Here is a 25,729-nt window from a genome sequence, read left to right as displayed (position 1 = left end):
CCGTCCTGCCCTCACGCTGGGACGGTGGCTGGATTCGGTCTGGTCACACTTGCGGTTGGGGCATCGGAGTACCCGTTACTCTGGCGCCGTGAACGAAAGACCGGGGGTTACCGAGCAGGTCGAGCCGCCTGTTCCCGCGCAAGGTGCGGAACCGAGCTCTCTCTCCTCGGAACAGAATTCCGACAACCCGGACCGTCAACGACGCTGGCTGACCGCCGCCATCGGATTGTTCGTGGTCTCCGCGGTCGTCGCGCTGCTCGCACACTGGTGGCACGGGTTCATCGACCTGCAGGTCTACCGCAACGGTGCGCGCGTGTGGCTCGACGGCGGCGACCTGTACGGCCCGATGCCGCCGGTGTACGGCCTCGGGCTGCCGTTCACCTATCCCCCGCTGGCCGCGATGTTCTTCGTGCCGCTGGCCTTGATGCCGCTGGTGGTGGCCGAGGTCGTGGTGCTGCTGACCTCGCTGGCGAGCCTGGGAATCGTGCTGTGGCTGGTGCTGGTTCGCGTGCGCCCCGAGCTCGACCGGATCGCGGTACTCACCGTGGTGATCGCCGGGCTCGGCTTCGCCCAGTACCTCGAACCGGTCCGCCAGACCTTCAACTTCGGCCAGATCAACCTGATCCTGATGGCCGTGGTCGCCATCGACATTCTCGCGCGCAAGCCGTTCTTGCCGCGCGGAATGCTGATCGGTATCACGGTGTCGATCAAGCTGATTCCGGCCGGCTACCTGCTGTATTTCCTGATCCGGCGGGACTGGAAGGCCGCGGCCACCATGGTCGCGTCGGCCGCGGGCGCGGTCGGCATCGGCTTCCTGCTGTTCCCCAACGACTCGGTCGAATACTGGTTCCACACCGTGTTCGACACCGGCCGCATCGGCACGCCCTACTTCGCGGGCAACCAGTCGATCAAGGGCACCCTGTTCCGCCTCGGCATGGACGAATCGCTGGCGACGGGCCTGTGGATCGGCCTGTCGGCGTTGACGATCGCGCTGGCCTCGGTGTGGATGTACCGCCTGATCGGCGCGGGCAACGATGTCGGCGCGCTCCTGGTGAACGCGGCCGCGGTGTTGTTGATCTCACCGGTGTCGTGGTCGCATCACTGGGTCTGGGTGGCGCCCGCGCTGGTCGTCTTCGTGAGCCTGGCCATCCGTCGCCGCTCCCGCGCCTTCACCACCCTTGTCGTCTTGTTCACGCTGATGTTCATCGTCGGCCCGCAGTGGGTCCTGCCACATTCGAACGAGAAGGAACTCGCCTGGGCTTGGTGGCAGCAGATCATCGGCAGCAGTTATGTGTGGACCACGTTCGCCGTGATCGTCTACGCGGTGATCACCTACCGCCCTGATCGAAAGCCCGCGGACACACCAGAACACGCGACAGCCTGAGCCCGGCCTGGACGGTTGGTCGCTAGACCTTCACCGTCCAGACCAGCTCATTGCTCAGGCCGGACCCCGGATCAGGTCAGTCCGTCGCTTCGGGGGTCAGGAAAGCGGCTAGGGCGGAGGCGTACGCGGGCACGTCGGCCGCGCCCATGAGTTCGCGGCAGGAGTGCATGGCCAACTGGGGCGCGCCGACGTCGACGGTCGACATGCCGGTGCGGGCGGCGGTCATCGGGCCGATGGTCGAGCCGCAGGGCAGGTCGGCGCGGTGGACGTAGCGCTGCAGCGGCACCTCCGCCTGCGCGCACGCGAGCGCGAACGCACCAGCGCCTGCCGCGTCGGTGGCGTAGCGCAGGTTCTGATTCACCTTGAGCACCGGCCCACCGCCGACCTCGATGCGATGCGCGGGCTCGTGCCGGTCCGGGTAGTTCGGGTGCGTCGCGTGCGCCATATCGCCGGAGGCGACTACCGAACCGGCAAGCGCGGCAAGGTAATCCGCGCGCCCACCACCGCGGGCCAGCACGATCCGCTCGAGCACCGCGGGCAGCAGATCCGATTGCGCCCCACGATCGGACTGGCTCCCGACCTCCTCGTGGTCGAACATCACCAGCACCGCTGTCGCGGCCCCCGGCTCGTCGGCGGCCGCGAGGAACGCCTGCAACCCGGCGTAGCAGGTGCCCTGGTTGTCGAGCCGCGGCGCGCTCACCAGATCGAGATCGCGACCGACGATCGTGCTCGACGCGAGGTCGTGGGTCATGAGTTCCCAGCCGAGCACGTCGGCGCCGTCGACCCCGGCCCGCTCGGCGACGAAGTCGAGGAACGACGCGGGTGCGTCGCCGATCCCCCAGATGGCGTTCACGTGCCGTTGCGGGTCGAGGGTGACCCCGCGCCGGTCCTCGGACAGATGAATGGCCAACTGCGGCACCCGCAGGATCGGCTCGTCGATCCGCACCAGCACATCGCGCATCCGCGCACCCTCGCGCACACTGAGCCGCCCCGACAGCCCGAGCTCCCGGTCCAGCCAGGAGTTCAGCCAGGCCCCGCCGTACGGCTCGAGCCCGACCAGCTGCCAACCGGCGCCTGCCAGGTCCGGATGCTGCTTCACCCGCAGGTTGGGGCTGTCGGTATGCGCGCCGACCACCCGGAACGGGGCAGCGGGTACCGCGTCGTAATCAGCCCACGCGATCAGCGAACCACCGCGCACCACATAGTGTTTCCCGCCCGCGTCGTCCCACGCCGACGCCTCGGTCAACGGTGTGAACCCGTTGCCGTCCAGCTCGGCCGCCACCGTCGCGCACACATGGAAAGGCGAGGGTGACGCATCGATGAAGGCACACAATCCGCTGGCCGTGGCCGCTGTCAAGGAAACCGGCATCCTGCGATCCTAGGCACGACACCGCGCCCGGGCACCCCGCCCCGGAAAGTCCGGTGCCCGGATCAGTCGTCGCGTTCGGCGATCACCGCGAGCGCGGCCAGCAGTTCGCCGTAGCGGCGAATCCCGAGGCGCGACCGTAACTCTTCCTCCGCGAGCTTCTCCTGCGCGCGGATCCTGGCGGCCAGTTTGGCCCCCAGGCTGCTCAACCCGATCAGGATCCGGCGCCGATCGTCGGTGGCGGCGACCCGGAAGATCAGCCCGCGTTCGGCCAGGTTGTCCGCGTGCCGGGTGGCCGAGGACGGAGCCAGCCGAGCCTGCGCGGCCAGTTCCGACATCGTCATCCCGTCGTCGGTGGACAACTGGGACAGGATCGCCCAATGGTCGGCCGTGAGGTTGTCAGCCGACAGCGCCGATTCGAGCCGACCTACCCAATTGCGCTCCGCGGAGCGCAAGGCGCCGTGCAGCGTGGAATACCCACTTATGATGGCCACCGATTGCATTCCCACCTGCCGAAATAGTCATTCGAACAATCCTGTTCGCACTAGGCGATAGAGTACAGAGTGCGGGATGTTCGGTCAGAGCCCGATCCAGTTCGTACCAGGCGGTAGAGTACAGAGTGCCTTCGTTTGGTCAGAGCCGGGATGAAACGATCGAGATTCTCTCGATCGTCCCCACGCAGGGCCCCGGTGGCATCATCGCGCCGTCGTGTACCGCCGCCATTTCCCTGGCCGTCGACGAAATCAATAGCAGCACAGGAATTCTCGGCCGCGAAATCCATCTCACGACCATCGACGGCGGCCGCGAACCAACCGAAGTCGCCGACGAAGTAGCGGCCTTCCTTGCCACTGGAATGGTCGGCGCGATCACCGGTTGGCATACCTCGGCGGTGCGCCGAGCAGTTGCCGAAGCCGTAGACGCCCGCGTCCCCTACCTCTACGCCACCGACCACGAGGGCTTGCCCGACGAACGCCCCGGTGTGCTGCTGGTAGGCGAACATCCCGACCACCAAACCGTCCCCGCGGCCGCCTGGATGGCCCGCGAACTAGGGGTGCGCCGCTGGGCGGTCATCGGCAACGACTACATCTGGCCCCGCCGAACAGCCCTGGCCCTGCGCCGATCCCTGCCCAACCCCTACGACATCATCGTCGAGCACTACGTCCCCCTCGGCACCACCGATTTCGGCGATTTCCTGGAGAACCCGGCACTCCTGCTGGCCGACGCGGTCCTGATCCTGATGGTCGGCGCCGACACCGCCCGTTTCAATCGCCAGTTCTCCGCCACGGGCCTACCCACCGTCATGCCCCGCCTCAGCCCGGCGGTCGACGAGAACGTCCTGCTCAGCGCGGGCCCGTCGGCGAACACCAACCTCTACGTGGCCTCGAGCTTCTTCATCGACAACAACACCACCGAGGGCCGATCCCGCCGCGCCCGCTACCACCGGCACCAAGGCCAATTCGCCCCGGCGCTGACCACTTTCAGCAATTCCACCTACGAGGCGATCCACCTGCTGAACACCCTGGCCGAAACAACCGGCACCCTCGACGTGAAAACCATCATCGCCGCCGCGGAAACCGGCCTGGTCCTGGACGGCCCAGCCACCCGCCGAGGCTTTCTGGGCAACCAAGCAGTAGGCCCCGCCCACCTAGCAATGGCAAACGGCGTCGACTTCGACATCATCGACACCCTCCACTAACCCCACCCCAACCACCCTGCACCCCAAGACCCTGCCCTACCGCACTCCCAGCCCCACCGCACACCCCAAGACCCTGCCCTACCGCACTCCCAGCCACACCGCACACCCCAAAACCGCCATGACCGCACTCCCAACCCCGCACCCGCGACCCCTGGGGAGCGGCGGCCACGAAGTGGCCGGTCCGCGGCCGGGTCGCCGATCAGGGCTCGAAAGCGCTACGCCGAAGGCGTTAGTCTCGAGCCCTGATCGGCGGCCCCTTGGGGCCGCGGACACGCGCGCGCCAGCGCGCCAATAAACACAGCGTCAAACCTGCCTGGGACTACCAAACCCCCGTGGCTTTGCCACACAACCGTCCCGGGACTACTGCTACCCCTGCGGCTATGCCACACAACCGTCCCGGGACTACTGCTACCCCTGCGGCTATGCCACACAACCGACCTGGGACTACCAAACCCAGTTCTCAGGCCCCCACAAAACTATCGATCACCGAAAAGAACATCCCCAACCCGTCATCGCTGGGCCCGGTCAATGCCTCGGTCGCGTGCTCAGGATGCGGCATCAAACCCACAACCCGCCCGTTAGCCGAAGAAATCCCGGCAATCCCGCGCTGCGACCCGTTCGGGTTGTCACCCGCGTACCGGAATACCACGCGGCCTTCGCCTTCGAGCTCGTCGAGCACCTTCTCCGAAGCCTGGAAACGCCCCTCGCCCGACTTCAGCGGAACAAGAATCTGCGCACCCGACTCATACCGCGAACTCCACGCGGTATCGGTCGCCTCGACCTTCAACCACTCGTCGCGGCAGATGAAATGCAGTCCCTCATTACGGGTCAGCGCGCCCGGCAGCAGCCCGGCCTCACACAAAACCTGGAATCCATTGCAGATACCGAGTACCGGCAGACCCTGCCCGGCGGCGCGAATAACCTCGCCCATCACCGGCGCGAACCGCGCGATCGCCCCACACCGCAGGTAATCCCCGTAGGAGAACCCACCGGGCACGATGACGGCGTCGACACCCTTGATATCGGCATCGGCATGCCACAGGCTCACAGCCTCGGCGCCGGCCAGCCGAACCGCCCGAGCGGCGTCGACATCATCAAGCGTCCCCGGAAAAGTAATTACGCCAATGCGCGCGCTCACGAGACCCGAACGACCTTCCAGTCCTCGATCACCGTGTTCGCCAGCAGCGCCTCGGCGATCTGCTCGAGCTCAGCGTCCGACACACTGTCGTCCACCTCGAGCTCGAATCGCTTGCCCTGCCGCACATCCGAGATTCCGGCGAATCCCAGACGCGGGAGCGCGCCGACCACGGCCTGTCCCTGGGGGTCCAGAATCTCGGCCTTCGGCATGACCTCGACCACGACTCGTGCCACGCGTTGCTCCTCAAGTGGTGTGTGGGTTACCTCGGAAATCTTAGTTGACCGGGCCGTCGCGCCCGCGTTCCGGGGTCACGGCGGCTTAGCATCGGGTATGCGCATCGCCCACTTCGGTCATTCCTGCATCCTCGTGGAACTGCACGGCGTGAAAGTGCTGTTCGACCCCGGCACCTTCGCGCACGGCTTCGAGGGCATCACCGGCTTGGACGCGATCGCGGTGACCCACCAGCATCCCGACCACATCGATCCGAACCGGATCGGCGACCTCATCGAGAACAATCCCGGTGCCCGCCTGCTGTCGGATCCGCAGACCGCGCAGCAGCGCAGCGAGGGCTGGGAGCCGGTTTCGGCTGGTCAGGTGCTGGATATCGGCGAGTTACATATCACCGGTGGCGGCGGCAGGCACGCGGTGATCCACCCGGAGATCCCGGTGATCGACAACACCGTCTTCCAGCTCGGCACCCCGGCAGACCCCGCCCAACTGGTCCACCCCGGCGACTCACTGTGGGTGCCGCCGGTCCCGGTCGGCGTGCTCGCCATCCCGGCCGCCGCCCCATGGATGCGCATCTCGGAGGCCGTCGACTACCTACGCGCCGTCAATCCCCGCACCGCGGTGCCCATCCACCACGGCATCATCGACCCCTCCGCCTACGGCACCTACTTCGGCAGGCTGACCGAGATGGCCCCGGCCGGCACCGAGTTCCGCGTACTCGAACCCGAGGACCAGGGCCAGTTCTGACTCAGCGGTAGCTGGTCAGAAACAGCGCTTCGGCCAGTGCCATGTGTTCGATCTCGGTGGGATCCACGCTCTCGTTGGGCGCGTGGATCAGGCATTTCGGTTCCTCGACGCCGATCAGCATGATCTCGGCCTTCGGGTAGGTGTCCTGGAAGACATTGCACAGCGGGATCGATCCGCCCTGCCCCTCGGTGGTCACGTCGCGGCCGTAGGAGGTCGCCATCGCCTGCTCCATGGCCGAACGGGCGGGCCCCCGCGTTGACGCGACGAACGGTTCGCCGAGCGCCTCGACCTCGATGTCGAGCTCAGCGTTCCACGGCACATGCGCACGCAGGTGCTTCTCCAGCAGGTCATAGGCCTGCTTGGGTTCGGTCCCCGGCGGGATGCGCAGGTTGAGCCTGGCCTTGGTGCTCGGCTGAATCGCCGCCGACGACCCGACCACCGCGGGCACGTCCATCCCGAGCACGGTCAGCGCGGGCCGTGCCCACACCATGTCCGAGACGGTGCCGCTGCCGAGCAGGTCGACGCCGTCGAGCACGCCGGCGTCGGCACGGAAATCGTCGACCGGATACTGCACACCGGTCCACTTCTGGTCGCCGGTGAGACCGTCGATGGTGGTGTTGCCGTCCTTGTCACGCAGCGACGACAACAGCTGGATCATCGCGGCGAGTGCGTCGGGCGCCGGTCCACCGAACATGCCCGAGTGCATCGGCCCCGCCATCGTCTTCACGGTGACGACGACATTCACGTTCCCACGCAGGGTCTGGGTGAAAGTGGGCACGCCGACCGCGAAGTTGCCGCAGTCGGCGACCAGGATCACATCGGCGCTCAGCAGATCGGGATTGGCGACCACGAACTTCTCCAGCCCGCCGGTGCCCTGTTCCTCCGACCCTTCCGACACCACTTTGATGCCGATCGGGAAGTCCGGCCCGATCGCACGCAGAGCCGTCAGGTGGGTGACGATATTGCCTTTGCAGTCCGCCGATCCGCGCCCGTACCAGCGGCCGTCCCGGTCGGTCAGCGTCCAGACCGGGGTCTTCCACGCGGCGTCGTCGAGCGGCGGCTGCACGTCGTAGTGGCAGTACAGCAGCACCGTGGGCGTTCCCGGTGGCCCCGGCTTGTGCCCGATCACGGCCTTACTGCCATCGGGGGTCTCGTGCAAGCCGACCTCGGTCAGCCCGGCCGCGGCGAACGCGTCGGCCACCCACTGCGCGGTCTGCTCGCAGCCTTCCGCCGGGAACTGGCGCGGGTCGGCGACGGATTTCAGCGAAACGAGCTGGGCCAGATCCTTTTTCGCCTGGCCCATCAGCCCGGAAACCTTGCCGCGCAGCGCTGTCACATCTTCGGTCATCTCTTCGCGCCTCACTTCGTTGTGTCGTCCAGCTTCAGGGTGTCGAGATGAGAAAGATAGTCCTGCAAGCGATCCGGGCAGTAGGTGGCGATCGCGAGCGCCACCGCCTCGGCGGAATCGCGCGGGCCGATCACCGGACGCTGACCTGGCCCAGCCGCACCGTTGGTGATCGAGGCCTGGTATTTCGCCTTGATCAGCGGCGAACTCGGGTCCTGGCAGACCGACCCGCCGTCGTCGCCGAGCGCGTTGGCGATCACGTCCGTCTCCGGTGCGGGGAGGCCGGCGGCGAGCAGATTGTTGTGCAGCTGTTCGGCTTTCGCGGTCGCGTGGGTGTTCTCGCGGATCTCGGTGAAGGTGAAGAGCCCGATCAGGGCGAACACCACGAGCAGCACACCGGTCGTGAGGTAGATCCACCGCCGCTTGCGGTCGGGGGCGTCTCCGGTCGTCATGCCTGCTTCCCTTCCGGTACGGCGAGTTTCCAGCTGTCCCTTCGGTTTCGGTAGAACAGGTACGGGATGAGCAGGCCGACGATGCCCATGCCACCGCCCACGATGAGCACGTACACCAGCGGACTGCCCGCGCCGAACTGCGAGGGCGGCACGAAGCCGATCGCGAACGCGGCGATCGAGGAGGCGGCGCCCAGGGCGCACAGCCCCATCAGCGCGGGCGCCCGGTAGCCACGCGGGTGATCCGGATTGTCCCTGCGCAGCTTGGCGGCCGCGGCGAACATCAGTACATACATGATCAGATACACCTGCGTGGTGATCACCGACAGAATCCAGTACGCGCTGGAGACATTGGGGATGAAGGCGTAGAGCAGCGCGATCAGCGTGGTGAACACACCCTGCGCCACCAGCATGTTCTGCTGCACACCGTGCTTGTTGAGCCGGGTCAGGATCGGTGGCAGATAGCCCTCGCTGCGCCCGATCAGCAACAGCCCCTTCGACGGCCCGGCCAGCCAGGTGAGCATGCCGCCGAGTGCGGCGGCCACCAGTGCGATGCCGATGATCGGGGTGAGGAAGCCGATCCCGAAGTGGCCGAAGAAGGCGTCGAAGGCCTGCATCACGCCCGCGGTGAGACTCAGGCTGGCCGAGGGGACCACCCAGCTGATCGCCAGCGCGGGCAGGATGAAGATCACCAGCACCAGGCCCATGGCCAAGAACATCGCCTTCGGGAATTCCCTGGCCGGGTTCTTCAGCGACGACACATGCACCGCATTCATCTCCATGCCCGCGTAGGACAGGAAGTTGTTCACGATCAGCACCAGGCTTGCCAGACCGGCCCATGCGGGCAGCAGATGGCCCGAATCCATCGGCGCCGCAGACGGATTGCCCTGCGCGAGGAACACCAGGCCGAGAATGACCAACAGCGTGCCAGGGATCAGCGTGCCGATCACCAGGCCCATACTCGACAATCCGGCCACCGTTTTCGTCCCCTGCGAGGACACGTACACCGCGGCCCAGTACACGGTGATGATCACGATCGCCACGTAGAGCCCGTTGGACGCCAGTGACGGATGAATGATGTACGCGAAAGTGCTTGCCACATAAGCGAGCAGGCTCGGGTAATAGAAAATGGTCATGGCGAACTGACACCAGACGGCGAGGAATCCCAGCGGCTTACTCAACCCCTCGCTGACCCATTGATAGATCCCGCCCTGCCAGCCCGACGCGAGTTCCGCGGCGACCAGCGAGGTCGGCATCAGGAACAGAATCGCGGGAATGACATAGAGGAATACACAGGCCAATCCGTACACGGCCATCGTGGGCGCTGATCGCAGACTGGCCACCGAACTCGTGGTCATCAACGCCAAGGTCAACCAGGACATATATTTCGTCGTTGTCGCGACTTTCGTCGCGGTGCCTGTCATCAGCGCTGCCTCCTGCTGTTTTAACAACTAGCGGAAACCACTCGATCAACGGGGCAATGATAACCGCCGCGTGTCCGGCGATAAGGCTCGAAACTCTGGGAAACATATGCACTGTCGAGTGTCGACACACTCGATACCGAGGCCACCGCCGCGCGCTGATCGCCAGTACGCGCGCGGCGGCGGCCCAGTCAGGCGGCTCTGGCCTCCGGGTAGAGCTCCCAGCGGTACACGTCGCTGCGCGCACCGTGGTACAGCGCGAGATCGACGGCGTCGAGCATCGCCTGTCGCGGACCCGACCGCTGCAACTGCGCCGCCGACACCGCCAATCGCAGCACGCCACCGCGCCGAGCGGTGCGCGCGGCACCCATCACCAGCGCCCGGCACCACCACGGTTCGGCCCGGAATCCCTCGCCGATCCCGTACACCCGAGCACGTTGGGCCACATCACGTTCCAGGTCGAGCATGCTGGTCAGCCCGAATGCCATCCGGAACCCCACATCGGGCAGCGCGGCCAGCGCACCGGCGGAGGCATCCCAGCGCGGCGCGGCGAACAGCCGGGTGCGCAGTTCCACCCGCTCCATCACCCGATCGGCGGCCTTGAGCCGCAACGTCGCCTCGTGTCGCGGCAGGTCGGCGAACTCCGCGCGCCGGGCCTTGGTGGCGGCCTGGTCGTACCCGTGCAGCACGATCGCGTCGCCAACGAGTCGCCGACCGCGCAGCCACGACTGCGTCGCCGGATCATCGACCAGCCGGTACTTGCCCTTCAATCGCGGCGCGACCAGCAACGACAGCCGCACGCCCCGCGCGTCCATCTCCCCGGCGAACTCGATCGCGGCATCGCGAGTCGTATCCCGGATCCCCGACACCGACACGATCAGCTCAGCGTTCATGCACCCAACGGTGACAGCCTCAGGTGACACCCGCGTGCTCCACCGATGACGCCCCGACGAACTTCGGCGCACGCCTCAGCACCCCTGCCGGTGGGCCCCAGCCGAAGCTGGGGCCCACCCGGATCACGCGTCCGCGAGGCCCACCCGGTCCAGGACCCAGGCGTATTCGAAGCCGACTTCCTTCCACTTCTCGTAGCGCCCGCTCACACCGCCGTGGCCCGCGGTCATCTCCGTTTTGAGCAGCACCTCGTTGTCGCCGGTCTTGGTGGCGCGCAGCTTGGCGACCCACTTGGCCGGTTCCACGTAGAGCACGCGGGTGTCGTTGAGGCTGGTGATCGCCAGGATGGCCGGGTAGTTCTTGGCCTCGACGTTCTCGTAGGGCGAGTACGACTTCATGTACTCGTAGACGTCCTTGTCCCGCAGCGGGTTTCCCCACTCGTCCCATTCGATCACCGTCAGCGGCAGCGACGGGTCCAGGATGGAGGTGAGGGGGTCGACGAAGGGGACGTTGGCGATGATGCCGGTGAACAGCTCGGGGGCCAGGTTGGCGACCGCGCCCATCAGCAGCCCGCCCGCGCTACCACCGTCGGCGATCAACCGGTCGGGCGCAGTGGCGCCGGTGTCGATGAGATGGCTCGCGCAGGAGACGAAGTCGGTGAAGGTGTTCTTCTTCAGCAGCGTCTTGCCGTGCTCGTACCAGAGCCGGCCCATCTCGCCGCCGCCGCGCACATGCGCCACCGCGAACACCATGCCGCGATCGAGCAGCGACAGCCGCGAGACCGAGAACGACGGGTCGATGCTGGCCTCGTAGGAGCCGTATCCGTAGAGCAGTGTGGGTTTCGGCCCGTCGGGCAGCCCGCTGCGCTTGATGATCGAGATCGGAATCCGGGTGCCGTCGGCGGCAATGGCCCAATCGCGGTGCTGCTCATAGTCATCGGCGTCGTAACCACCCAGCACCGGCTGCTCCTTGCGCAGCAGCAGCTCGCCGGTCGCGGGAACGTAGTCGAACACCTGCATCGGCGTGATGAACGAGGTGACGCCGACTCGCAGTGTCGGCTGCTCCCACTCCGGGCTCGAACCCGCACCGGCGGAGAACAATTCGAGGCCGAAGTCGAGCTCGGTCAGTTCGCCGAAGCCCTCGGGCGTGAGCGGCCATACCGACAGGCGCGGCAGCGCGCCGCGCCGGTAGCTGAGCACCAGGTGGTTGGCGAACGCGTCGATGTCCTCGAGCCGCACGTCCTCGCGATGCCCGATCAGGGTCGTCATGTCCGACGGGTCGGTGGCGGGCGCGACGGCGAGCACGAAGTTCTCCGCCTTCACCCCGTCGACCACATCGTTGTGCAGGATCAGGAACTTGTCCTCGCCCGCGATCACCGCGTGCTCGGCCGAGTACTCCACGCCTTCGCGGCGCGCCAGCAGCGGCCGGAACTCGCCCTCTGGGTTGTCCGATTCCAGGATCCAGCCCTCGGTGGTGATCTTGGAACCGAGCCAGATCATCAGGTACTTCTCGGAGCGGGTCGCGCCGACGCTCACCCAGTAGCGATCGTCGGGCTCGTGGAACACCGTCACATCGGCGTCGGAACCGGTGCCGACGCGGTGGCGCCACACGGTGTCGGGGCGCCATGACTCGTCGACGGTCTGATAGAAGATGTGCGTACCGTCCAGCGACCAGGTGGCCCCCGGTGCCGCGCCTGCCACCTCGTCGGCCAGCAGCTCACCGGTGCGCAGGTCCTTGATCCGCAGCGTGTAGCGCTCGTCGCCGGAGCTGTCGACGGAGTACGCGAGCAGGTTGCCGTCGTGGCTCAGCGAGAACGCGCCGAGTGCGAAGAAGTCCAGACCCTCGGCGAGGATATTGCTGTCGAGCAGCACCTGCTCGCCCTCGATCGCGGAGCCCACCTCGAGCTGCGGCGGCGTCCACGCGTCGATTCCCTCGGCCTTCGCGTCGACAGGACAGCGGCAGTGCACGCCGTACTGTTTGCCCTCGAAACTGCGCGAGTAGTACCAGTAGTCGCCCAGGCGCGTCGGCACCGAGAGATCGGTCTCCTGCGTCCTGGCCTTGATCTCGTCGAAGATCTTGTCCCGCAGGGGCTGCAACTGGTCGGTCTGCGCCGCGGTGAAGGCGTTCTCCGCCTCCAGATACGCGATGACCTCGGGGTCTTCCTTGTCCCGTAGCCATTCGTAGTCGTCGACGAACGTGTCACCGTGGTGGACCCGCTCGAAGGGCGCCTTCTTCGCGATCGGCGCCGACACAGTCTCATTCTCGCCAGCCATCCGTCCACCGTAGCCGCCCCACTCCAACCGGGCCCGCCAACTCGGCCGTCGGCGGCCGCGGCAGTGCATCCGAACGCACCGCGACCCGGCTCTCCGGCGGTAACAACCGTCGAACCGGGTCGGGTGTGGAGACTGTCAGGCCCCGAGCGCGGGTCCGATGACCGGCCACGAGGCGTGCAGGGCGTCCTCCCAGTACGACCAGGAGTGCGTGCCCACCGGGTGGTAGTCGATCTTCGCGCCGATGCCGGCGCCGCGCAGGCGCTGGTCGAAGGCCACCATGCAGGTGTTCACGCCGAGTTCGATCGGTCCGCCGAGGAAGATGTTCTCCGCCAGCGTGGGCTTGAGCTCCGCCTCGTGCGGGCCGGGGATGCCGGTGCCGGTGGACATGTACAGCGCCTTGCCGCGCAACCCTTCGATCAGCAGGGCCGGGTCGTGTGCGGCCCACTCGGGGCTGCCGGGCGCGCCCCACATGTTGACCGGGTTGCCGCCGCGATTGGCGATGGAGAACATCATCGCGCCTGCCGCCATCGCGATGTCCGGGCAGGCGCTGTAACCGGCCACGGCGCGGTAGAGGCCGGGGTGGCGGGCGGCCAGGATGTAGGCCGCGTTGCCGCCCATCGACAGCCCGCCGATGCCGTTCACGCCGTTGCCGTTGAAGTGTCCGTCGATCAGCCCGGGCAGTTCCTGGGTGAGGAACGTTTCCCACTTGTACCGGCCGAACCGCGGATCATCGGAGATCCAGTCGGTGTAGTAGCTGGCCTGGCCGCCCATCGGCAGCACCACGTTGACGTTCTTGCCGCGGAAGAAGGCTTCGGCGTCGGTGGCGTTGGTCCAGGTGCTCTGGCCGATACCGGGGTCGAGCCCGTCGAGCAGGTAGTACGTGCCGCGCGAGCCACCACCCGCCGGATGCAGGACCTGTAGATCGACATTACGGCCCATCGCGGGCGAGGTGACGGTGATAGCCGTCCGATGCGGAGTCAGTTCGTTGACTCCGATGATCTGCGCGGCGGACGCCGGCGCGGGGTGAACCACCGCCGGTCCGATCACACCGAGAGCAATAGCCAGCACTGCAGCAGCAACACCTGTACGACGCACGATCTACCCTCCATAACCGCATGCCAATGACAGTCCAAGGTAACCCACAGGTGAACGAACTGGAAGCATTTGGCGTTTCGGGCGTTTCTTCAGCAAACTCCCCGGTTTGCAATGACCGCTTCGCCCGAAAAGGCGGGTCAGCGGGTGAGCGCGCCCCGGATCGAACCGGCCAGGTAGTCGAGATCCGCCCGCGCGGGAGTTGTCGGCCGCGCACGCAAACCGAAGCCGTCACCGGGTGTCCGCGGGATCACGTGCAGGTGCACATGGAAGACCTCCTGCCCGGCGGTAACCCCGTCGGCGAGAAAGAAATTCACCCCGTCGGCCGCCACTTCGCTGCTGCGCAGCGCGGTCGCGATCTGCTGGCCGACCTGAAAGAGCTTGCCGCCCAACGCCGGATCGAGATCGGCCAGACTGGGCGCCGCCACCTTGGGCACCACGAGGACATGCCCCGGCGTCACAGGACGAATATCCAGGAAAGCCAGCACCTCGTCGTCCTCGTAAACCTTCGAGGCAGGGGCGAGCCCATCGATGATGTCGGCGAAGATCGTGTACGGATTCACCCACGTACGGTAACCCCGGCGAAATCGCGCAATCCGTCGCGTTCTAGTCAGATATCTGATTATTGCGAGCCGAATTGGGCGATTACGCCGGATCACTCGACGTGAACTACAGAATCGGCGACGGCGTGTAGCGCGCGGCTTCCGGATTCGCCTCGACCAGCTTCTGCACCTGCGCGACCACTTCGGACACCTGGTCCGACGCCGCGCCGATGAACGCGGCCTTGTCGGCCAGCGCCGCATCCAACCCCGCGCGATCGAGTGGCATCCGCTCGTCGGCAGCGAGACGGTCCAGCAGATCGGGTTCACGCCCCTGCTCGCGCATGGCCAGCGCCACGGCCACCGCGTGCTCTTTGATGACCTCGTGCGCGGTCTCGCGGCCAACGCCCGCGCGCACCGCCGCCATCAGGATGCGCGTAGTCGCCAGGAACGGCAGGTACCGGTCGAGCTCACGCGAGACCACCGCCGGGTAGGCGCCGAACTCGGCGAGCACGGTCAGGAAGGTCTCCATCTGCCCGTCGATGGCGAAGAACGCGTCCGGCAGCGCGACGCGGCGCACCACCGAGCAGAACACGTCGCCCTCGTTCCACTGCGCGCCCGCCAGCTCGGCCGCCATCGAGCCGTAGCCGCGCAGGATCACCTGCAGGCCGTTCACCCGCTCGCAGGACCGGGTGTTCATCTTGTGCGGCATCGCCGACGACCCGACCTGGCCCGGCTGGAAACCCTCGGTGACCAGCTCATGACCGGCCATCAGCCGAATCGTGTGCGCGAACGACGACGGCCCGGCGCCCAGCTGCACCAGCGCGGACAGCACATCGTGATCCAGCGACCGCGGGTACACCTGACCGACGCTGGTGAACACCGTCGCGAAGCCGAGGTGGGTGGCGACCTGCCGTTCCAGGGCGGCGAGCTTGCCCGTGTCACCGTCGAGCAGGTCGAGCATGTCCTGGGCGGTGCCCATCGGGCCCTTGATCCCGCGCAGCGGGTAGCGGTCGATCAGGTCGCGCATCCGGGCGAGGCCGACGAGCATCTCGTCGGCGGCGGAGGCGAAGCGCTTGCCGAGCGTGGTGGCCTGCGCGGCGACATTGTGCGAGCGCCCGGCCATCACCAGCGTCTGGTACTCGGCGGCCCGCTCGGCCAGCCGCGCCGCGATGGCGATGCCGTGGTTGTAGACGTGCTGGAGGGAGAGCCGGATCTGCAGCTGCTCGACGTTCTCGGTGAGGTCACGGCTGGTCATGCCCTTGTGCACGTGTTCGTGCCCGGCGAGGGCGTTGAATTCCTCGATCCGCGCCTTCACGTCGTGGCGGGTGACCCGCTCACGCTCGGCGATCGAGGCCAGGTCCACCTGGCCGATCACGCGTTCGTAATCGTCGACAACCCCTGCGGGGACATCGATTCCGAGTTCGGCCTGCGCACGCAGCACCTCCAGCCACAGCCGGCGCTCGAGCACGATCTTGTTCTCGGGCGACCAGAGCGCGACGAGCTCCGGGCTGGCGTATCGGGTGGCGAGGACATTCGGGACGAGGCTCACGAGCACTCAGTCTAATTGCCGTACCCGTTCGGCCTGCTGGGGCATCATGTTCGGGACCACGGGCGGGGCGACGATGTCGATCATTTCGAGCAGACCGGCCCGGGCGGGTCGGCGGGGCTCGGGGTGGCCTTCGATCAGCGCGGCGACCACCGCACCGTCGACGACGGCCACCAGCCTGCGTAACTGCTCGGGGCGCACCACTCGGTCGGAGCGGCGCAGCACGTCGGCGAGCAGTTCTTCGAGCTGGGTGCGTAGTCGGAGCTGGACCTCACGTAACTCGGGATGACGGGCCGAGGCCACGGAACGCTCGTAGCGGGCGATCAGCTGACCGCGGGCGTCCAAGTCGCCGTCATCGGGGCCGACGAGCACGTCGAGGACGAGCTCGACCGTCGCGTCGGTGCCGCGCCTGCGATGGCTGACCTCGCCGACCCGGCGGCGCATCGCGTCGAGTTCGATCGCGCCACTGAACTCGACGGCGCGGGCGATCAGATCTTCCAGCGATTCGAAGTAGTAGGTGGTCGACGCGAGTGGAAGATCGGCTCGGGAGGCCACCGAACGATGTCGCACGGCGTCGAAGCCGCCTTCGAGCAACAGCTCAGCCGCCGCCGCCACCAGAGCCTGCCGACGTCGTTCGCCTTTCGGGGTCGTTGCGGTGGTCACCGTGCTGGAGTGCCAGTCGTCATCAGTTCAACCGTGCGCAATCGTCATCGGGGAAACACTGGGAATTCGGGATAACTGAGTTTTACCGTATCGCAGCACAGATGTGTTCGTACTACGCAAAGTTGTTGTCGCACATCACTGTTGACAGGGGGTCGGATCAGCCCTTCAGGAACCTGCCCAGACGCTCCAGTGCTGCGGCGATGTCGTCGGTGGCGCCCGCGAAGGAAAAACGGACCGTGTGGTTTCCATTCGTGGTGTCGAAATCGAGTCCGGGCGCCAGTGCGACGCCGGTTTCGGTGAGTACCTCGGCGCACCAAGCCCGGGAATTGTCGGTCAAATGTCCAATATCGGCGTAGGCGTAGAAGGCGCCGTCAGCGGGTGCGAGATCGGTGATTCCGATCGCGGGCAAACCCTCCAGGAGCAGCGACCGGTTGCGCGCGTACCGGCGCACATGCCCGTCCAGTTCATCCTTGGCTTCCGGCCCGAAAGCGTGCACGGCCGCGTACTGAGAGATCGCGGGCGGGCACACCGTCATATTCGACGCCAGCCGTTGCAGCGCCGGGCGCAGGTCGGCCGGGGCCAGCATCCAGCCGAGCCGCCAGCCGGTCATCGAGAAGTATTTCGACACCGAACCGATCACCACCGATTCGCGGGAGAACTCCCACGCCGAGGAGGTCGGCGTGCTCGCGCCCGCGTAGGTGATGCCGTGGTAGATCTCGTCGGAGATCAGCAGCGTGCCGTGCTGGTCGCACCAGCGGGCCAGCGCGGCGAGTTCGGCGGGGTCGATCATGGTGCCGGTCGGGTTGGCCGGGCTGGCCACCACCAGACCCTTCGGCAGCTCCGGCAGCGCTTCGAGCATCGCCACGGTCGGCTGGAATCTGGTCTGCGGGCCGCAGTCCAGTTCGACGACCTCGCACCCGAGGGCGGACAGCGTGTTGCGGTAGGCGGGATAGCCGGGGCGGGCCACAACCACGGTGTCACCCGGGTCGAAGGCGGCCAGGAAGATCAGCGTGAACGCGCCCGACGACCCGGTGGTCACCACCACCTCGTCGGGGTGCACGTCGTAGCCGTAGGTCTCGCTGTGATGGCCCGCGATGGCCTCGCGTAGCGGCAGAATGCCGAATGTCTCGGTGTAGCCCAGCAATTCGTGATCGATGGCGGCCCTGGTCGCCCGCAGCACCGGCGCGGGCGCCTGCGTCGATGGCTGCCCGGCCGCGAGCACCAGCACATCGCCGTGCGACCTGGCGCGTTCAGCAGCCGCTTTCCACACATCCATGACGTAGAAAGGGGCAATGGCCGACCGGCGCGATTCTCTGGACACCCGAGAGACGGTAGAGCACCCGATTGCGGACGTTCACCGATATGGTCGGCACAATGGCTCCGACAGCGAAGACGCAGCCACCGACGCGACCCATCTGGTCACGTCGGGGCCGGGGCGCGGGGGCGGGATGAAGCGGACAGGCACCGACGTGGGCACCGACATTCGCGCGTCGGGTGGGGACTCGGAATCGACCGCGTCCGAAACAAGCAGCGCGGCGCCGGGCGGGTCCGGAGTAAGTAGCGCCTCCACAGCAGGCGCATCCACCGCCCGCAGCGGCGTGGCCGATGGCTCCGAACGAACACACCACGATGGACCGGCACGATCGAGTACCGGCGCGGCCGAGCGGTCGAGCCGCCGGGTCGTGAGCGTCAATGGCCGGATCTTGCAGGCGAATTGGCGTGAGCAGCTGCCTTCGAAGGTCGCGGCGCGCGATCGGATGACGGAGTGGGCGGCGCGGTATCCGGTGGTCGGGGAGATCGCGGGTGAGCTGCGTAGCGGTGAGGTGCGCAAGGTCTTCTGGCGGCGGCCGAAGGCGCAGGCGGAGGGCATGTGGGCGCGGCGGCCGAGCCGCGAGCGGGTGCGTCAGGTGCTGGTCGAGCGGCGTGTGCTCATCGCCGGAATGGCCGCGGTGGCGGTGTTCGTCGCTGCCGACGGGCAGTTCGGCGGGGCCGTCGACGGGCCCCCACTCGCACCGGGCGAAGCACTGCACGTGGCCATCGCCTATCCCCCGCAGCTCCTCCCCAACCCGCAATCGGCGACCCGCCTGCTCGCCGCGATCGACGCGGGTGAAAAGCGCCGCGAGGCACTCGTGGTCGCCGCGGCGGCCCGCGCCACCCTCGAACGTGCGAAAGCGGAGGCGGCGGCCGCGGTTTCCGGTGAATGGCAGGACTGGATGGGCCAGCGCGCCCCGGTGGTCCCCGGCACGATGGTCCCCGGCTCGACCCCGTCCATCGGCGGGTTCAGCCTGCCCGCGAAGGGCGCGTTCACCTCCGGTTTCGGGTCCCGCTGGGGCACCCTGCACCGCGGCATCGACATCGCGGGCCCCCTCGGCAGCCCCATCTACGCCGTGGCCGACGGCACCGTGGTGGAAGCGGGCCCGGCGCAGGGTTTCGGCCTGTGGGTCCGCATCCGCCACGACGACGGCACCATCAGCATCTACGGCCACATGTACGACTTCGTCGTCTCCCAGGGCGAGCGCGTCCCCGCCGGAATGCAGATCGCCCGCATCGGCAACCGCGGCGATTCCACCGGCCCGCATCTACATTTCGAAATCGTCCAGAACGGTCAGCATGTGGATCCACAGGCCTGGCTCGCGATGCACGGCCTGCGTCTCGACTGACAATGTCGGCGAATTACCCGACGACGCTGTTGCGTTCCGGCACCACAACTTCGGTCGCGCCGATATCGGTCCGGAAATGGCTGCCGGGGAGTTTGATTCCCGCGAGCCGCGCATAGGCCCGCTCGCGCGCCTGCGCGAGATCGGCACCGACACCGACCACGTTCAGCACGCGCCCGCCCGCCGACACCAGTGCCTTGTCCGCGCGCTGATCCGTGCCTGCGTGCAGTACCAGCGTTTCGCCCTCGAGCGCGCCGTCATCGGCGCCGGTGATCACATCGCCAGTGCGCGGGCGCGCCGGGTAGTTCTCGGCGGCGAGCACGACGGTGATCGCGGCACCGTCCTTCCAGCGCGGTGCGTCGACCTCGGCGAGGCGTCCGGTCGCGGTGGCGTGCAGGAGTTCGGCGAACGGGCTGTCCAGCAGCGCGAGCACCGCCTGGGTCTCGGGATCGCCGAAGCGGCAATTGAATTCGACGACAGCCGGGCCGTTCGTGCCGATCGCCAGACCCGCGTACAGCAGGCCGGAGAACGAACTACCGCGCGCGACGAGCTCGGCGGCTACCGGCTTCACCACGTCGTCGATGATCTCGGTGAGCGTCTCGTCCGGCAGCCACGGCAGCGGCGTGTAGGCGCCCATGCCGCCGGTGTTCGGGCCGGAATCGCCGTCGCCGACCCGCTTGTGGTCCTGCGCGGGCAGCAGCGGAATCACGGTTTCGCCATCGACCAGGCAGAACAGTGACACCTCCGGCCCGTCGAGGAACGACTCCAGCAGCACCGGATGTCCCTGCTCGAGCAGTTCGGCACCGTGATCGCGGGCCGCGCGCCGGTCGGTGGTCACCACCACACCCTTGCCCGCCGCGAGCCCGTCGTCCTTGACCACCCAGGTCGGGCCGAAGCGGTCGAGCGCCGCGTCCAGCTCGGCCGGGCTGTCCACGATCTCGCTGTGCGCGGTCCGCACCCCGGCCACCGCCATCACATCTTTCGCGAACGCCTTGGACCCTTCGATCCGGGCCGCGTCGGCCGACGGGCCGAACACCGGGAACCCGGCCGCGCGCACGACGTCGGCGACGCCGAGCACCAGCGGCACCTCGGGACCGATCACCACCAGGTCGGCGGCCACCTCGGCGGCCAGGGACGCGACATCGTCGGCGGAGCAGGGATCGACCTGGCGCAGCTCGGCGTGCTGGCCGATGCCGGGGTTGCCGGGGGCAGCGATCACCGCCGTCACCGAGGGGTCCCGGCGCAGCGCCAGGACGAGGGCATGTTCACGGGCTCCGGAACCGATGACGAGTACGCGCACGAAGGCAAGATTAGTCGCGCACTTCGCACGCACTTCGCACGCCCCTGACCGCGCACTTCGCGCACCGCGAACCGATACGCGGTATCGGTACCAAGTATCGGTTCCCTCGTACCGATACTCCGGCCTCGAGCATGTTCCGAACCCAGCAACCGGATCGAACCAGCCCCGTGCGGTCATCCGCGACCAGCTCGCTCGGGCACCAACGGCCGTGGCATGGCGACTCGACCCCGATCGTCGATCCGTGCGCAGCCAACCGGCATAGCCCTCGCGGCTCGGGTTCAGTTGCGCCACAATGGAACGCAGGTATAGCGCGAGAGCCGCCACCGAAACGGGGAGCACACGATGGGCCTGCTCGACGGGATGATGGGCAATGCCGGTCGCATAGATCCGGCCGCCGCCCAGCAGGAATACGCGAAGCTGTTCGGTCAGGGCGAGCAGGTGTATGCCGCGTTCATCCTGGTCCGCGACGCGATGCTGTTCACCAACCGCCGCCTGATCATGGTCGACAAACAGGGTGTCACCGGCCGCAAGGTCAGCTACCACAGCATTCCCTACCGTTCGATCAGCCACTTCGCCGTCGAAACCGCTGGCACCTTCGACCTCGACGCCGAGCTCTACATCTGGATCGGCAGCGGCGACGAGCCGGTCAAGCAGCGTTTCAACCGTCAGGTCGACATCTACGAGGTGCAGGGCATCCTGTCGCATTTCGTGTCGATCTAGCTACGCTCACCGGTATGGCATCCGTCTTCAGCGCGATCATCGCAGGTCAGATCCCCGGCCGTTTCGTCTGGGAAGACGACGAGTTCGTCGCCTTCCTCACCATCGGCCCCGTCACCCAGGGTCACACCCTCGTCGTGCCGCGCGCGGAGATCGACCAGTGGCAAGACGTGGATCCCGCCGTGATCGCCCGGATGATGGGCCTGGCCCAGAAGATCGGCCAGGCCGTCCGCGTCGCCTTCGACGCCCCGCGCGCCGGCCTGCTCATCGCCGGCCTCGAGGTCCCCCACCTGCACACCCACGTCTTCCCCGCCTACACGATGGGCGACTTCGACATCTCGGGCGCGAACACCGACCCCACCCCCGAATCCCTCGAAGAGGCCCAGACCAAGATCAAGGCCGCCCTGCGCGACCTCGGCCACGGAGCCAACGTCCCCGCCTGATTTCCATTTCGATGGAACCGAACCGCCCGACCGCGCGTCTAAGAAGGCGAGCGGTTGTTGTGCGCGATAGAGGAGAAGAGATGCGACTGGTTGGCTTTGCCGCCGGGGTGTGCGCTGTACTGGCGCTCGCCGGATGCTCCAAAGCGGTTGATGGGCAGCCCGAGGCCAGTGGGGCTCCACTGACCAAGGAACAGCTGTTCGATCCGTGCACAGTGTCGGACAGTGTGTTGCTGGCGGCGGGTCTAGACCCTGCGTCGAGGGACGACAACCCGTTCTCGGTTCCGAGAGCGGAGTGGAAAGGCTGCGCATGGCGGGGAGACGGCCACTTCATCAGTTTTATGTCGACAACCCACACAATGCAAGATATTCGAGCGAACGACTACCTCCACGACTTTAAAGACATCAGCGTCGGCAACCGGCCCGCTGTGCAATACCTCCTCGGCACCAGAACGCCAGTAAATCAGTGCGCAATAGCATTTGACACCAGCAAGGGCCGGGTATCAGTGACGGCATCAAAATTCATCGACGATAAGTCATCGACCGACCCATGCCTACTGGTGAACAAGGCTGCGCCAAACTTCCTGGAAGTGCTGCCCAAGTAGGCCCGAAAGAACACCCGAGGAAGTGACAGATGGCACCGAACGATCTGGCCACAAATTTTCAAAGCATGGCAGGCGAGGCTGCGGCAGGTCGCTTGATCATCGAATACGACGCGGCCGAGCGTTGCGCGAAATGGTGTGACGCATATATTGCCGATCTCCGAGCTCTCTCCTTGCGCACTCAGAGCATGGTCCTTGCGGATTCATTCGGCAGTCTCAATTCCGCCAAAGCCCTCGGCAAGAAGTTTGCGGACCTGGCAGAAGGCGGCCCAGGAACCGGCTCGTACGCCGATGCGGCCACTCAGCACATCGAAATTCTCACCGCGATGGCCGACATGTACCGCAAAGCCGGTGCCGCATACAAGAACTGCGACGAGGCTACCCAGCTCGCCATCAAGCAACAGACCAACAAACTAGATTGAATCCGGGGGGATAAATGACTTTCTCAGATTTTATGGGCAAACTGGCCAGCGTTGCAGTAACAGCGTCGAGCCCGGCCAGAATTAGCGACCGACTCGGCTCGCTGTTCGATTCCGACGTCTCCGCCACACAGTCCGAGCTGGACGCCCAGGCCGCTGGCAACAGCGCACGATCTCGCATCTACGCCGAGAATTCCAGCCTCGCCACCGGCTTCTCCGGCGAGTTCACACCGCAGGTCGTACCGCCCGTCATGGAACCGTTCCTCACCATGAGCCATTCGGACATCATGAAATTTGTCGAGTCGATCAAGCCTGAGACAATGAGCACCAGCGTTCAAGCCTGGCGGCAATTGGCGACCGACACCACAACAAAAGCCACCGCCTTCCATGACAATATCCAGAAGGAAATGGAACGTGGCTGGTCAGGAAGCGCGGCAAGCCAAGCGCTGACGAGCACCAAAAGCTATCTCGCCGACGTGCACAAGGTCGACCAGGCCGCCTCGCTGATCGGCAACAAGATGGAAGAGGCCTACTCCGGCTTCAACCAGGTGAAGTACTCGGTCCCCCACGAGTCCGAAAACCAGAGCAGCACCGTAGGCGGAATAGTGGTCTCCGCGCTCGCATCTTCGGTCGTGCCCGGCGGCGGTATCGCGACTTCGTTGCTCATGGACAGCACTAGCGAGGGCCGCTCCGAAGCCGCCCAAGCCGCAGCTCGACAGGTGATGGAGACCGTCTACAAGCCGGTCGCGCAACAGTCCGACACCCAGGTCCCGAAGGTCCCCACACCGGCGAAACCCCAGTCCGACAAGCCAACCGGCGACGACGACAAACCGAACGGCACCAACACCGACAAAGGCACGACCACCGACAAGGGCACCACCACCGACCCGAGCACCGACGACACCACTCCCACCACCACGGAGCCGGAAACCCCCACCACCGACGACCCCGGCGACGACGACACCACCGGCGACGACACGACCGGCGACGACACGACCGGCGACGAGACCACCGCCGCCACGACAACCCCCGAAACCCCCACCACCACGACCCCTGCAGGCACCACCCCGGGCACGACCCCGGCGGGCACGTCCCCCGGCGGCCTCGGCTCCGGCGGCGGAGCAGGCGCGGGCGCGGGTGCGGGAGCGGGCGCAGGTGCGGGCACCCCCGGCGCGGCAGTCCCCGGCACCGCGGGCCAGAAACAGGCCGCAGGTGCTGGAGCGGGCGCGGGCGCGGGTTCCGGCGCATCGTCGGGCCGCTCGGGTATGGGCGGAATGGGCGCACCCGGAGCGCGCGGCGGCGGCAAGGACGACGAGGACGAGCACCAGGCCCCCGACTACCTGCGCGGCGTCCACGAGGAACTGCTCGGCCCCGACCGCCTGCACGTTCCGCCGGTGATCGGCGGCGACGCATGACCGACACCTGGGAGCTGACCCCGTTCGAATTCTGGGTCGCCTGGGAAACGCTCGGCCGCGACCGCATGCCCTGGCCCCTCACCTTCACCGCCGGTGTCGAAACCCAGGTCGAATTCGACCTGGAATGCCGTCGCGCCGCGGATACGCTGATCGCCAAAATGGGCACCGACGAATCGCTCTACCACGCCCTACACGCCCTCGCGCACCCCGAAATCCGCATCGAACTGTTCGGCCACCGGCTCGACGGCCGGACCCGCATGGTCCGCGCCTGCGCCACCACCGAAGCAGGCAACGGCGCCATCGCCGCCCAACTCCCCGGCCCCGAATACGGCCAGGGCGGCAACATCCTGATCTCCCTACGCCCCGCCCACGCCATCACCACCCGCCTGCTGGCCATCCTCCCGAAAACCCCCGCGGGCACCACCGGCGGCTTCAACGTCCACCGCGACGACTTCACCACCACCCCCGACCCCTACGCCCGCCACCGCACCCCCGCCGAACAAGCCCTCAAATTCCTCAAACGCCCCTTCATCACCTACGCGGAATTCCGCGTAGCCACCGGCCCCGCCCTGGACGGCTGGCAAGAAGGCGGCACCACCCTCCAACTGGTCGACTACACCAACGACGGCCGCTACCTCATCCAAGAAGGCGAACGAGTAGAAGTAACCCCCACCACCCCCGACAAAATAGAAGCCAACCTCCAACGCCTGATCGACCAAGCCACCGCCACCACCCGCCAATCAGCCTGGTAACCAACACAACTAGAACCTGCAGCTGCTAGTTCTGTCAGAGAATCCGGTACAGATCAGCCCGATCTCTACCGGATTTCTTGTGCCTGACGATGCCCGCGAAGGCACTCCTCCGCAGTCTTAGACGCACCGAAGCCCGTTCTGGTTCCACCGATTTCACCACCATCATCAACCCATCCCGATCCGCTACGCTCGACCATTGGCACTGCGTGCCGCAGGTCGTCGCGATTGGGTCCGACCTGCTCGATCAGGATCGAACACCGTAGGTCACGGGCAGGGAGTGCCCGTCGACCAGAGGTGGCATGACGTACGAGGGGCGGGGCATCACCATGACCAGCGCTGGCGGGGAACTCAGCATCTCCCCGGACAAGATCAAATCCCACGCCACCAACGTCACCTCGGCTGGTTCAGGGTTGACCGAAGCCCTCGAAGCAGCCCAAGCCGTCTCAGCCCCCTCCGACGCTTTCGGCAAACTCTGCGCCTTCCTCGGTCCCTTGTTCGTCGACTCGGTCGAAACCGACGGCATCGACGCGATCCAGGCCGCGATCGACGCTTTCGGTAACACCAGCTCGAACCTGACCGCCGTCGCTGACGCGTTCACCACCCGCGACACCACCAACGCCGCAGCGCTCAAGACCCAAGAGTCCGG

Annotated in this window: 26 protein-coding genes; 11 read left to right on the top strand and 15 right to left on the bottom strand. The window is 66.8% G+C overall.

All coding sequences use genetic code 11. From position 1 onward, the window contains the following. Nucleotides 1-88: 88 nt before the first annotated feature. Entirely contained in the window at nucleotides 89-1,384 is a 1,296-nt protein-coding gene (locus ACFXKN_RS19190) for a glycosyltransferase 87 family protein (protein WP_379433509.1), read from the top strand. A gap of 76 nt (nucleotides 1,385-1,460) precedes the next feature. On the opposite strand, the gene ACFXKN_RS19185 is transcribed toward ACFXKN_RS19190, so the two are convergent. Beyond that, complete coding sequence (locus tag ACFXKN_RS19185) at nucleotides 1,461-2,753, bottom strand: M18 family aminopeptidase (RefSeq protein ID WP_378967049.1); 1,293 nt, start codon at nucleotides 2,751-2,753, stop codon at nucleotides 1,461-1,463. A gap of 62 nt (nucleotides 2,754-2,815) precedes the next feature. Next, on the bottom strand, nucleotides 2,816-3,253 hold the full coding sequence (locus tag ACFXKN_RS19180; protein ID WP_378914051.1) for a MarR family winged helix-turn-helix transcriptional regulator: 438 nt from the start codon (nucleotides 3,251-3,253) through the stop codon (nucleotides 2,816-2,818). Nucleotides 3,254-3,369: 116 nt separating this feature from the next. On the opposite strand from ACFXKN_RS19180, the gene ACFXKN_RS19175 reads away from it, so the two are divergent. Further along, nucleotides 3,370-4,446, top strand: a complete 1,077-nt coding sequence (locus ACFXKN_RS19175) for a substrate-binding domain-containing protein (RefSeq protein ID WP_379433508.1) — start codon at nucleotides 3,370-3,372, stop codon at nucleotides 4,444-4,446. 460 nt (nucleotides 4,447-4,906) lie between these two features. On the opposite strand, the gene purQ is transcribed toward ACFXKN_RS19175, so the two are convergent. Together purQ and purS are read right to left on the bottom strand one after the other, a co-directional pair. Continuing rightward, on the bottom strand, nucleotides 4,907-5,584 hold the full coding sequence (gene purQ / locus ACFXKN_RS19170; protein ID WP_378967037.1) for a phosphoribosylformylglycinamidine synthase subunit PurQ: 678 nt from the start codon (nucleotides 5,582-5,584) through the stop codon (nucleotides 4,907-4,909). Then, the gene (purS, locus tag ACFXKN_RS19165) at nucleotides 5,581-5,817 is read right to left on the bottom strand and encodes a phosphoribosylformylglycinamidine synthase subunit PurS (protein ID WP_218718741.1); all 237 of its coding nucleotides are present in this window, start codon (nucleotides 5,815-5,817) and stop codon (nucleotides 5,581-5,583) included. The genes purQ and purS overlap by 4 nt, the downstream gene beginning before the upstream one ends. Before the next feature lie 97 nt (nucleotides 5,818-5,914). Here purS and ACFXKN_RS19160 point away from each other — a divergent pair, with 97 nt between their 5' ends. Continuing rightward, nucleotides 5,915-6,559, top strand: coding sequence for an MBL fold metallo-hydrolase (locus tag ACFXKN_RS19160; RefSeq protein WP_379433507.1), 645 nt, complete (start codon nucleotides 5,915-5,917; stop codon nucleotides 6,557-6,559). Between the two features lies 1 nt (nucleotide 6,560). Here ACFXKN_RS19160 and ACFXKN_RS19155 read toward each other — a convergent pair whose 3' ends face one another. From ACFXKN_RS19155 to ACFXKN_RS19110, 10 genes are all read right to left on the bottom strand, one after another. Continuing rightward, complete coding sequence (locus tag ACFXKN_RS19155) at nucleotides 6,561-7,907, bottom strand: dipeptidase (RefSeq protein ID WP_379433506.1); 1,347 nt, start codon at nucleotides 7,905-7,907, stop codon at nucleotides 6,561-6,563. An 11-nt stretch (nucleotides 7,908-7,918) separates the two neighbouring features. After that, nucleotides 7,919-8,356, bottom strand: a complete 438-nt coding sequence (locus ACFXKN_RS19150; protein ID WP_378967001.1) for a hypothetical protein — start codon at nucleotides 8,354-8,356, stop codon at nucleotides 7,919-7,921. Further along, nucleotides 8,353-9,777 (bottom strand): APC family permease, encoded by a 1,425-nt coding sequence (locus tag ACFXKN_RS19145; RefSeq protein ID WP_378966996.1) that lies wholly within the window; start codon nucleotides 9,775-9,777, stop codon nucleotides 8,353-8,355. The genes ACFXKN_RS19150 and ACFXKN_RS19145 overlap by 4 nt, the downstream gene beginning before the upstream one ends. 188 nt (nucleotides 9,778-9,965) lie before the next feature. After that, entirely contained in the window at nucleotides 9,966-10,667 is a 702-nt protein-coding gene (locus ACFXKN_RS19140) for a DUF2334 domain-containing protein (RefSeq protein WP_379433505.1), read from the bottom strand. 123 nt (nucleotides 10,668-10,790) lie between these two features. Continuing rightward, nucleotides 10,791-12,938, bottom strand: coding sequence for a S9 family peptidase (locus ACFXKN_RS19135; RefSeq protein WP_379433504.1), 2,148 nt, complete (start codon nucleotides 12,936-12,938; stop codon nucleotides 10,791-10,793). Between the two features lie 135 nt (nucleotides 12,939-13,073). Then, entirely contained in the window at nucleotides 13,074-14,006 is a 933-nt protein-coding gene (locus tag ACFXKN_RS19130) for an alpha/beta hydrolase (protein ID WP_379433503.1), read from the bottom strand. Nucleotides 14,007-14,170: 164 nt separating this feature from the next. Further along, nucleotides 14,171-14,593: an HIT family protein gene (locus tag ACFXKN_RS19125; RefSeq protein WP_379433502.1), complete on the bottom strand. Its 423-nt coding sequence runs from the start codon at nucleotides 14,591-14,593 to the stop codon at nucleotides 14,171-14,173. Between the two features lie 106 nt (nucleotides 14,594-14,699). Then, complete coding sequence (gene purB, locus ACFXKN_RS19120) at nucleotides 14,700-16,121, bottom strand: adenylosuccinate lyase (protein ID WP_378966950.1); 1,422 nt, start codon at nucleotides 16,119-16,121, stop codon at nucleotides 14,700-14,702. Nucleotides 16,122-16,127: 6 nt separating this feature from the next. Then, a complete protein-coding gene (locus ACFXKN_RS19115) occupies nucleotides 16,128-16,781 on the bottom strand; it encodes a TetR/AcrR family transcriptional regulator (RefSeq protein ID WP_378913865.1) in 654 nt (217 codons plus the stop codon). Between the two features lie 157 nt (nucleotides 16,782-16,938). Beyond that, nucleotides 16,939-18,102: a pyridoxal phosphate-dependent aminotransferase gene (locus ACFXKN_RS19110; RefSeq protein WP_379433501.1), complete on the bottom strand. Its 1,164-nt coding sequence runs from the start codon at nucleotides 18,100-18,102 to the stop codon at nucleotides 16,939-16,941. A gap of 127 nt (nucleotides 18,103-18,229) precedes the next feature. Between ACFXKN_RS19110 and ACFXKN_RS19105 the strand changes: the two genes are divergently transcribed. Continuing rightward, entirely contained in the window at nucleotides 18,230-19,441 is a 1,212-nt protein-coding gene (locus tag ACFXKN_RS19105; protein WP_379433500.1) for a M23 family metallopeptidase, read from the top strand. Nucleotides 19,442-19,454: 13 nt separating this feature from the next. Here ACFXKN_RS19105 and purD read toward each other — a convergent pair whose 3' ends face one another. Beyond that, a complete protein-coding gene (gene purD, locus ACFXKN_RS19100) occupies nucleotides 19,455-20,738 on the bottom strand; it encodes a phosphoribosylamine--glycine ligase (protein WP_379433499.1) in 1,284 nt (427 codons plus the stop codon). A 342-nt stretch (nucleotides 20,739-21,080) separates the two neighbouring features. Between purD and ACFXKN_RS19095 the strand changes: the two genes are divergently transcribed. The 7 genes from ACFXKN_RS19095 to ACFXKN_RS19065 all read left to right on the top strand — a co-directional run. Beyond that, nucleotides 21,081-21,458: a PH domain-containing protein gene (locus ACFXKN_RS19095; protein ID WP_378966914.1), complete on the top strand. Its 378-nt coding sequence runs from the start codon at nucleotides 21,081-21,083 to the stop codon at nucleotides 21,456-21,458. 14 nt (nucleotides 21,459-21,472) lie between these two features. Continuing rightward, nucleotides 21,473-21,898, top strand: coding sequence for an HIT family protein (locus tag ACFXKN_RS19090; protein ID WP_379433498.1), 426 nt, complete (start codon nucleotides 21,473-21,475; stop codon nucleotides 21,896-21,898). Nucleotides 21,899-21,978: 80 nt separating this feature from the next. Further along, on the top strand, nucleotides 21,979-22,500 hold the full coding sequence (locus tag ACFXKN_RS19085) for a DUF3558 domain-containing protein (protein ID WP_379433497.1): 522 nt from the start codon (nucleotides 21,979-21,981) through the stop codon (nucleotides 22,498-22,500). 29 nt (nucleotides 22,501-22,529) lie between these two features. Continuing rightward, a complete protein-coding gene (locus ACFXKN_RS19080) occupies nucleotides 22,530-22,919 on the top strand; it encodes a hypothetical protein (protein WP_379433496.1) in 390 nt (129 codons plus the stop codon). Between the two features lie 14 nt (nucleotides 22,920-22,933). After that, nucleotides 22,934-24,331, top strand: coding sequence for a PPE domain-containing protein (locus ACFXKN_RS19075; RefSeq protein ID WP_379433495.1), 1,398 nt, complete (start codon nucleotides 22,934-22,936; stop codon nucleotides 24,329-24,331). Then, nucleotides 24,328-25,083, top strand: coding sequence for an ESX secretion-associated protein EspG (locus ACFXKN_RS19070; protein ID WP_378966887.1), 756 nt, complete (start codon nucleotides 24,328-24,330; stop codon nucleotides 25,081-25,083). The genes ACFXKN_RS19075 and ACFXKN_RS19070 overlap by 4 nt, the downstream gene beginning before the upstream one ends. Before the next feature lie 299 nt (nucleotides 25,084-25,382). Further along, nucleotides 25,383-25,729: type VII secretion target (locus tag ACFXKN_RS19065; protein ID WP_379433494.1), on the top strand; the 347-nt coding region annotated here is incomplete at its 3' end.

The sequence above is a fragment of the Nocardia sp. NPDC059195 genome (genome assembly GCF_042754695.1).
Classification (GTDB): Bacteria; Actinomycetota; Actinomycetes; order Mycobacteriales; family Mycobacteriaceae; genus Nocardia.
This window is presented reverse-complemented; position numbering and strand designations above follow the sequence as displayed.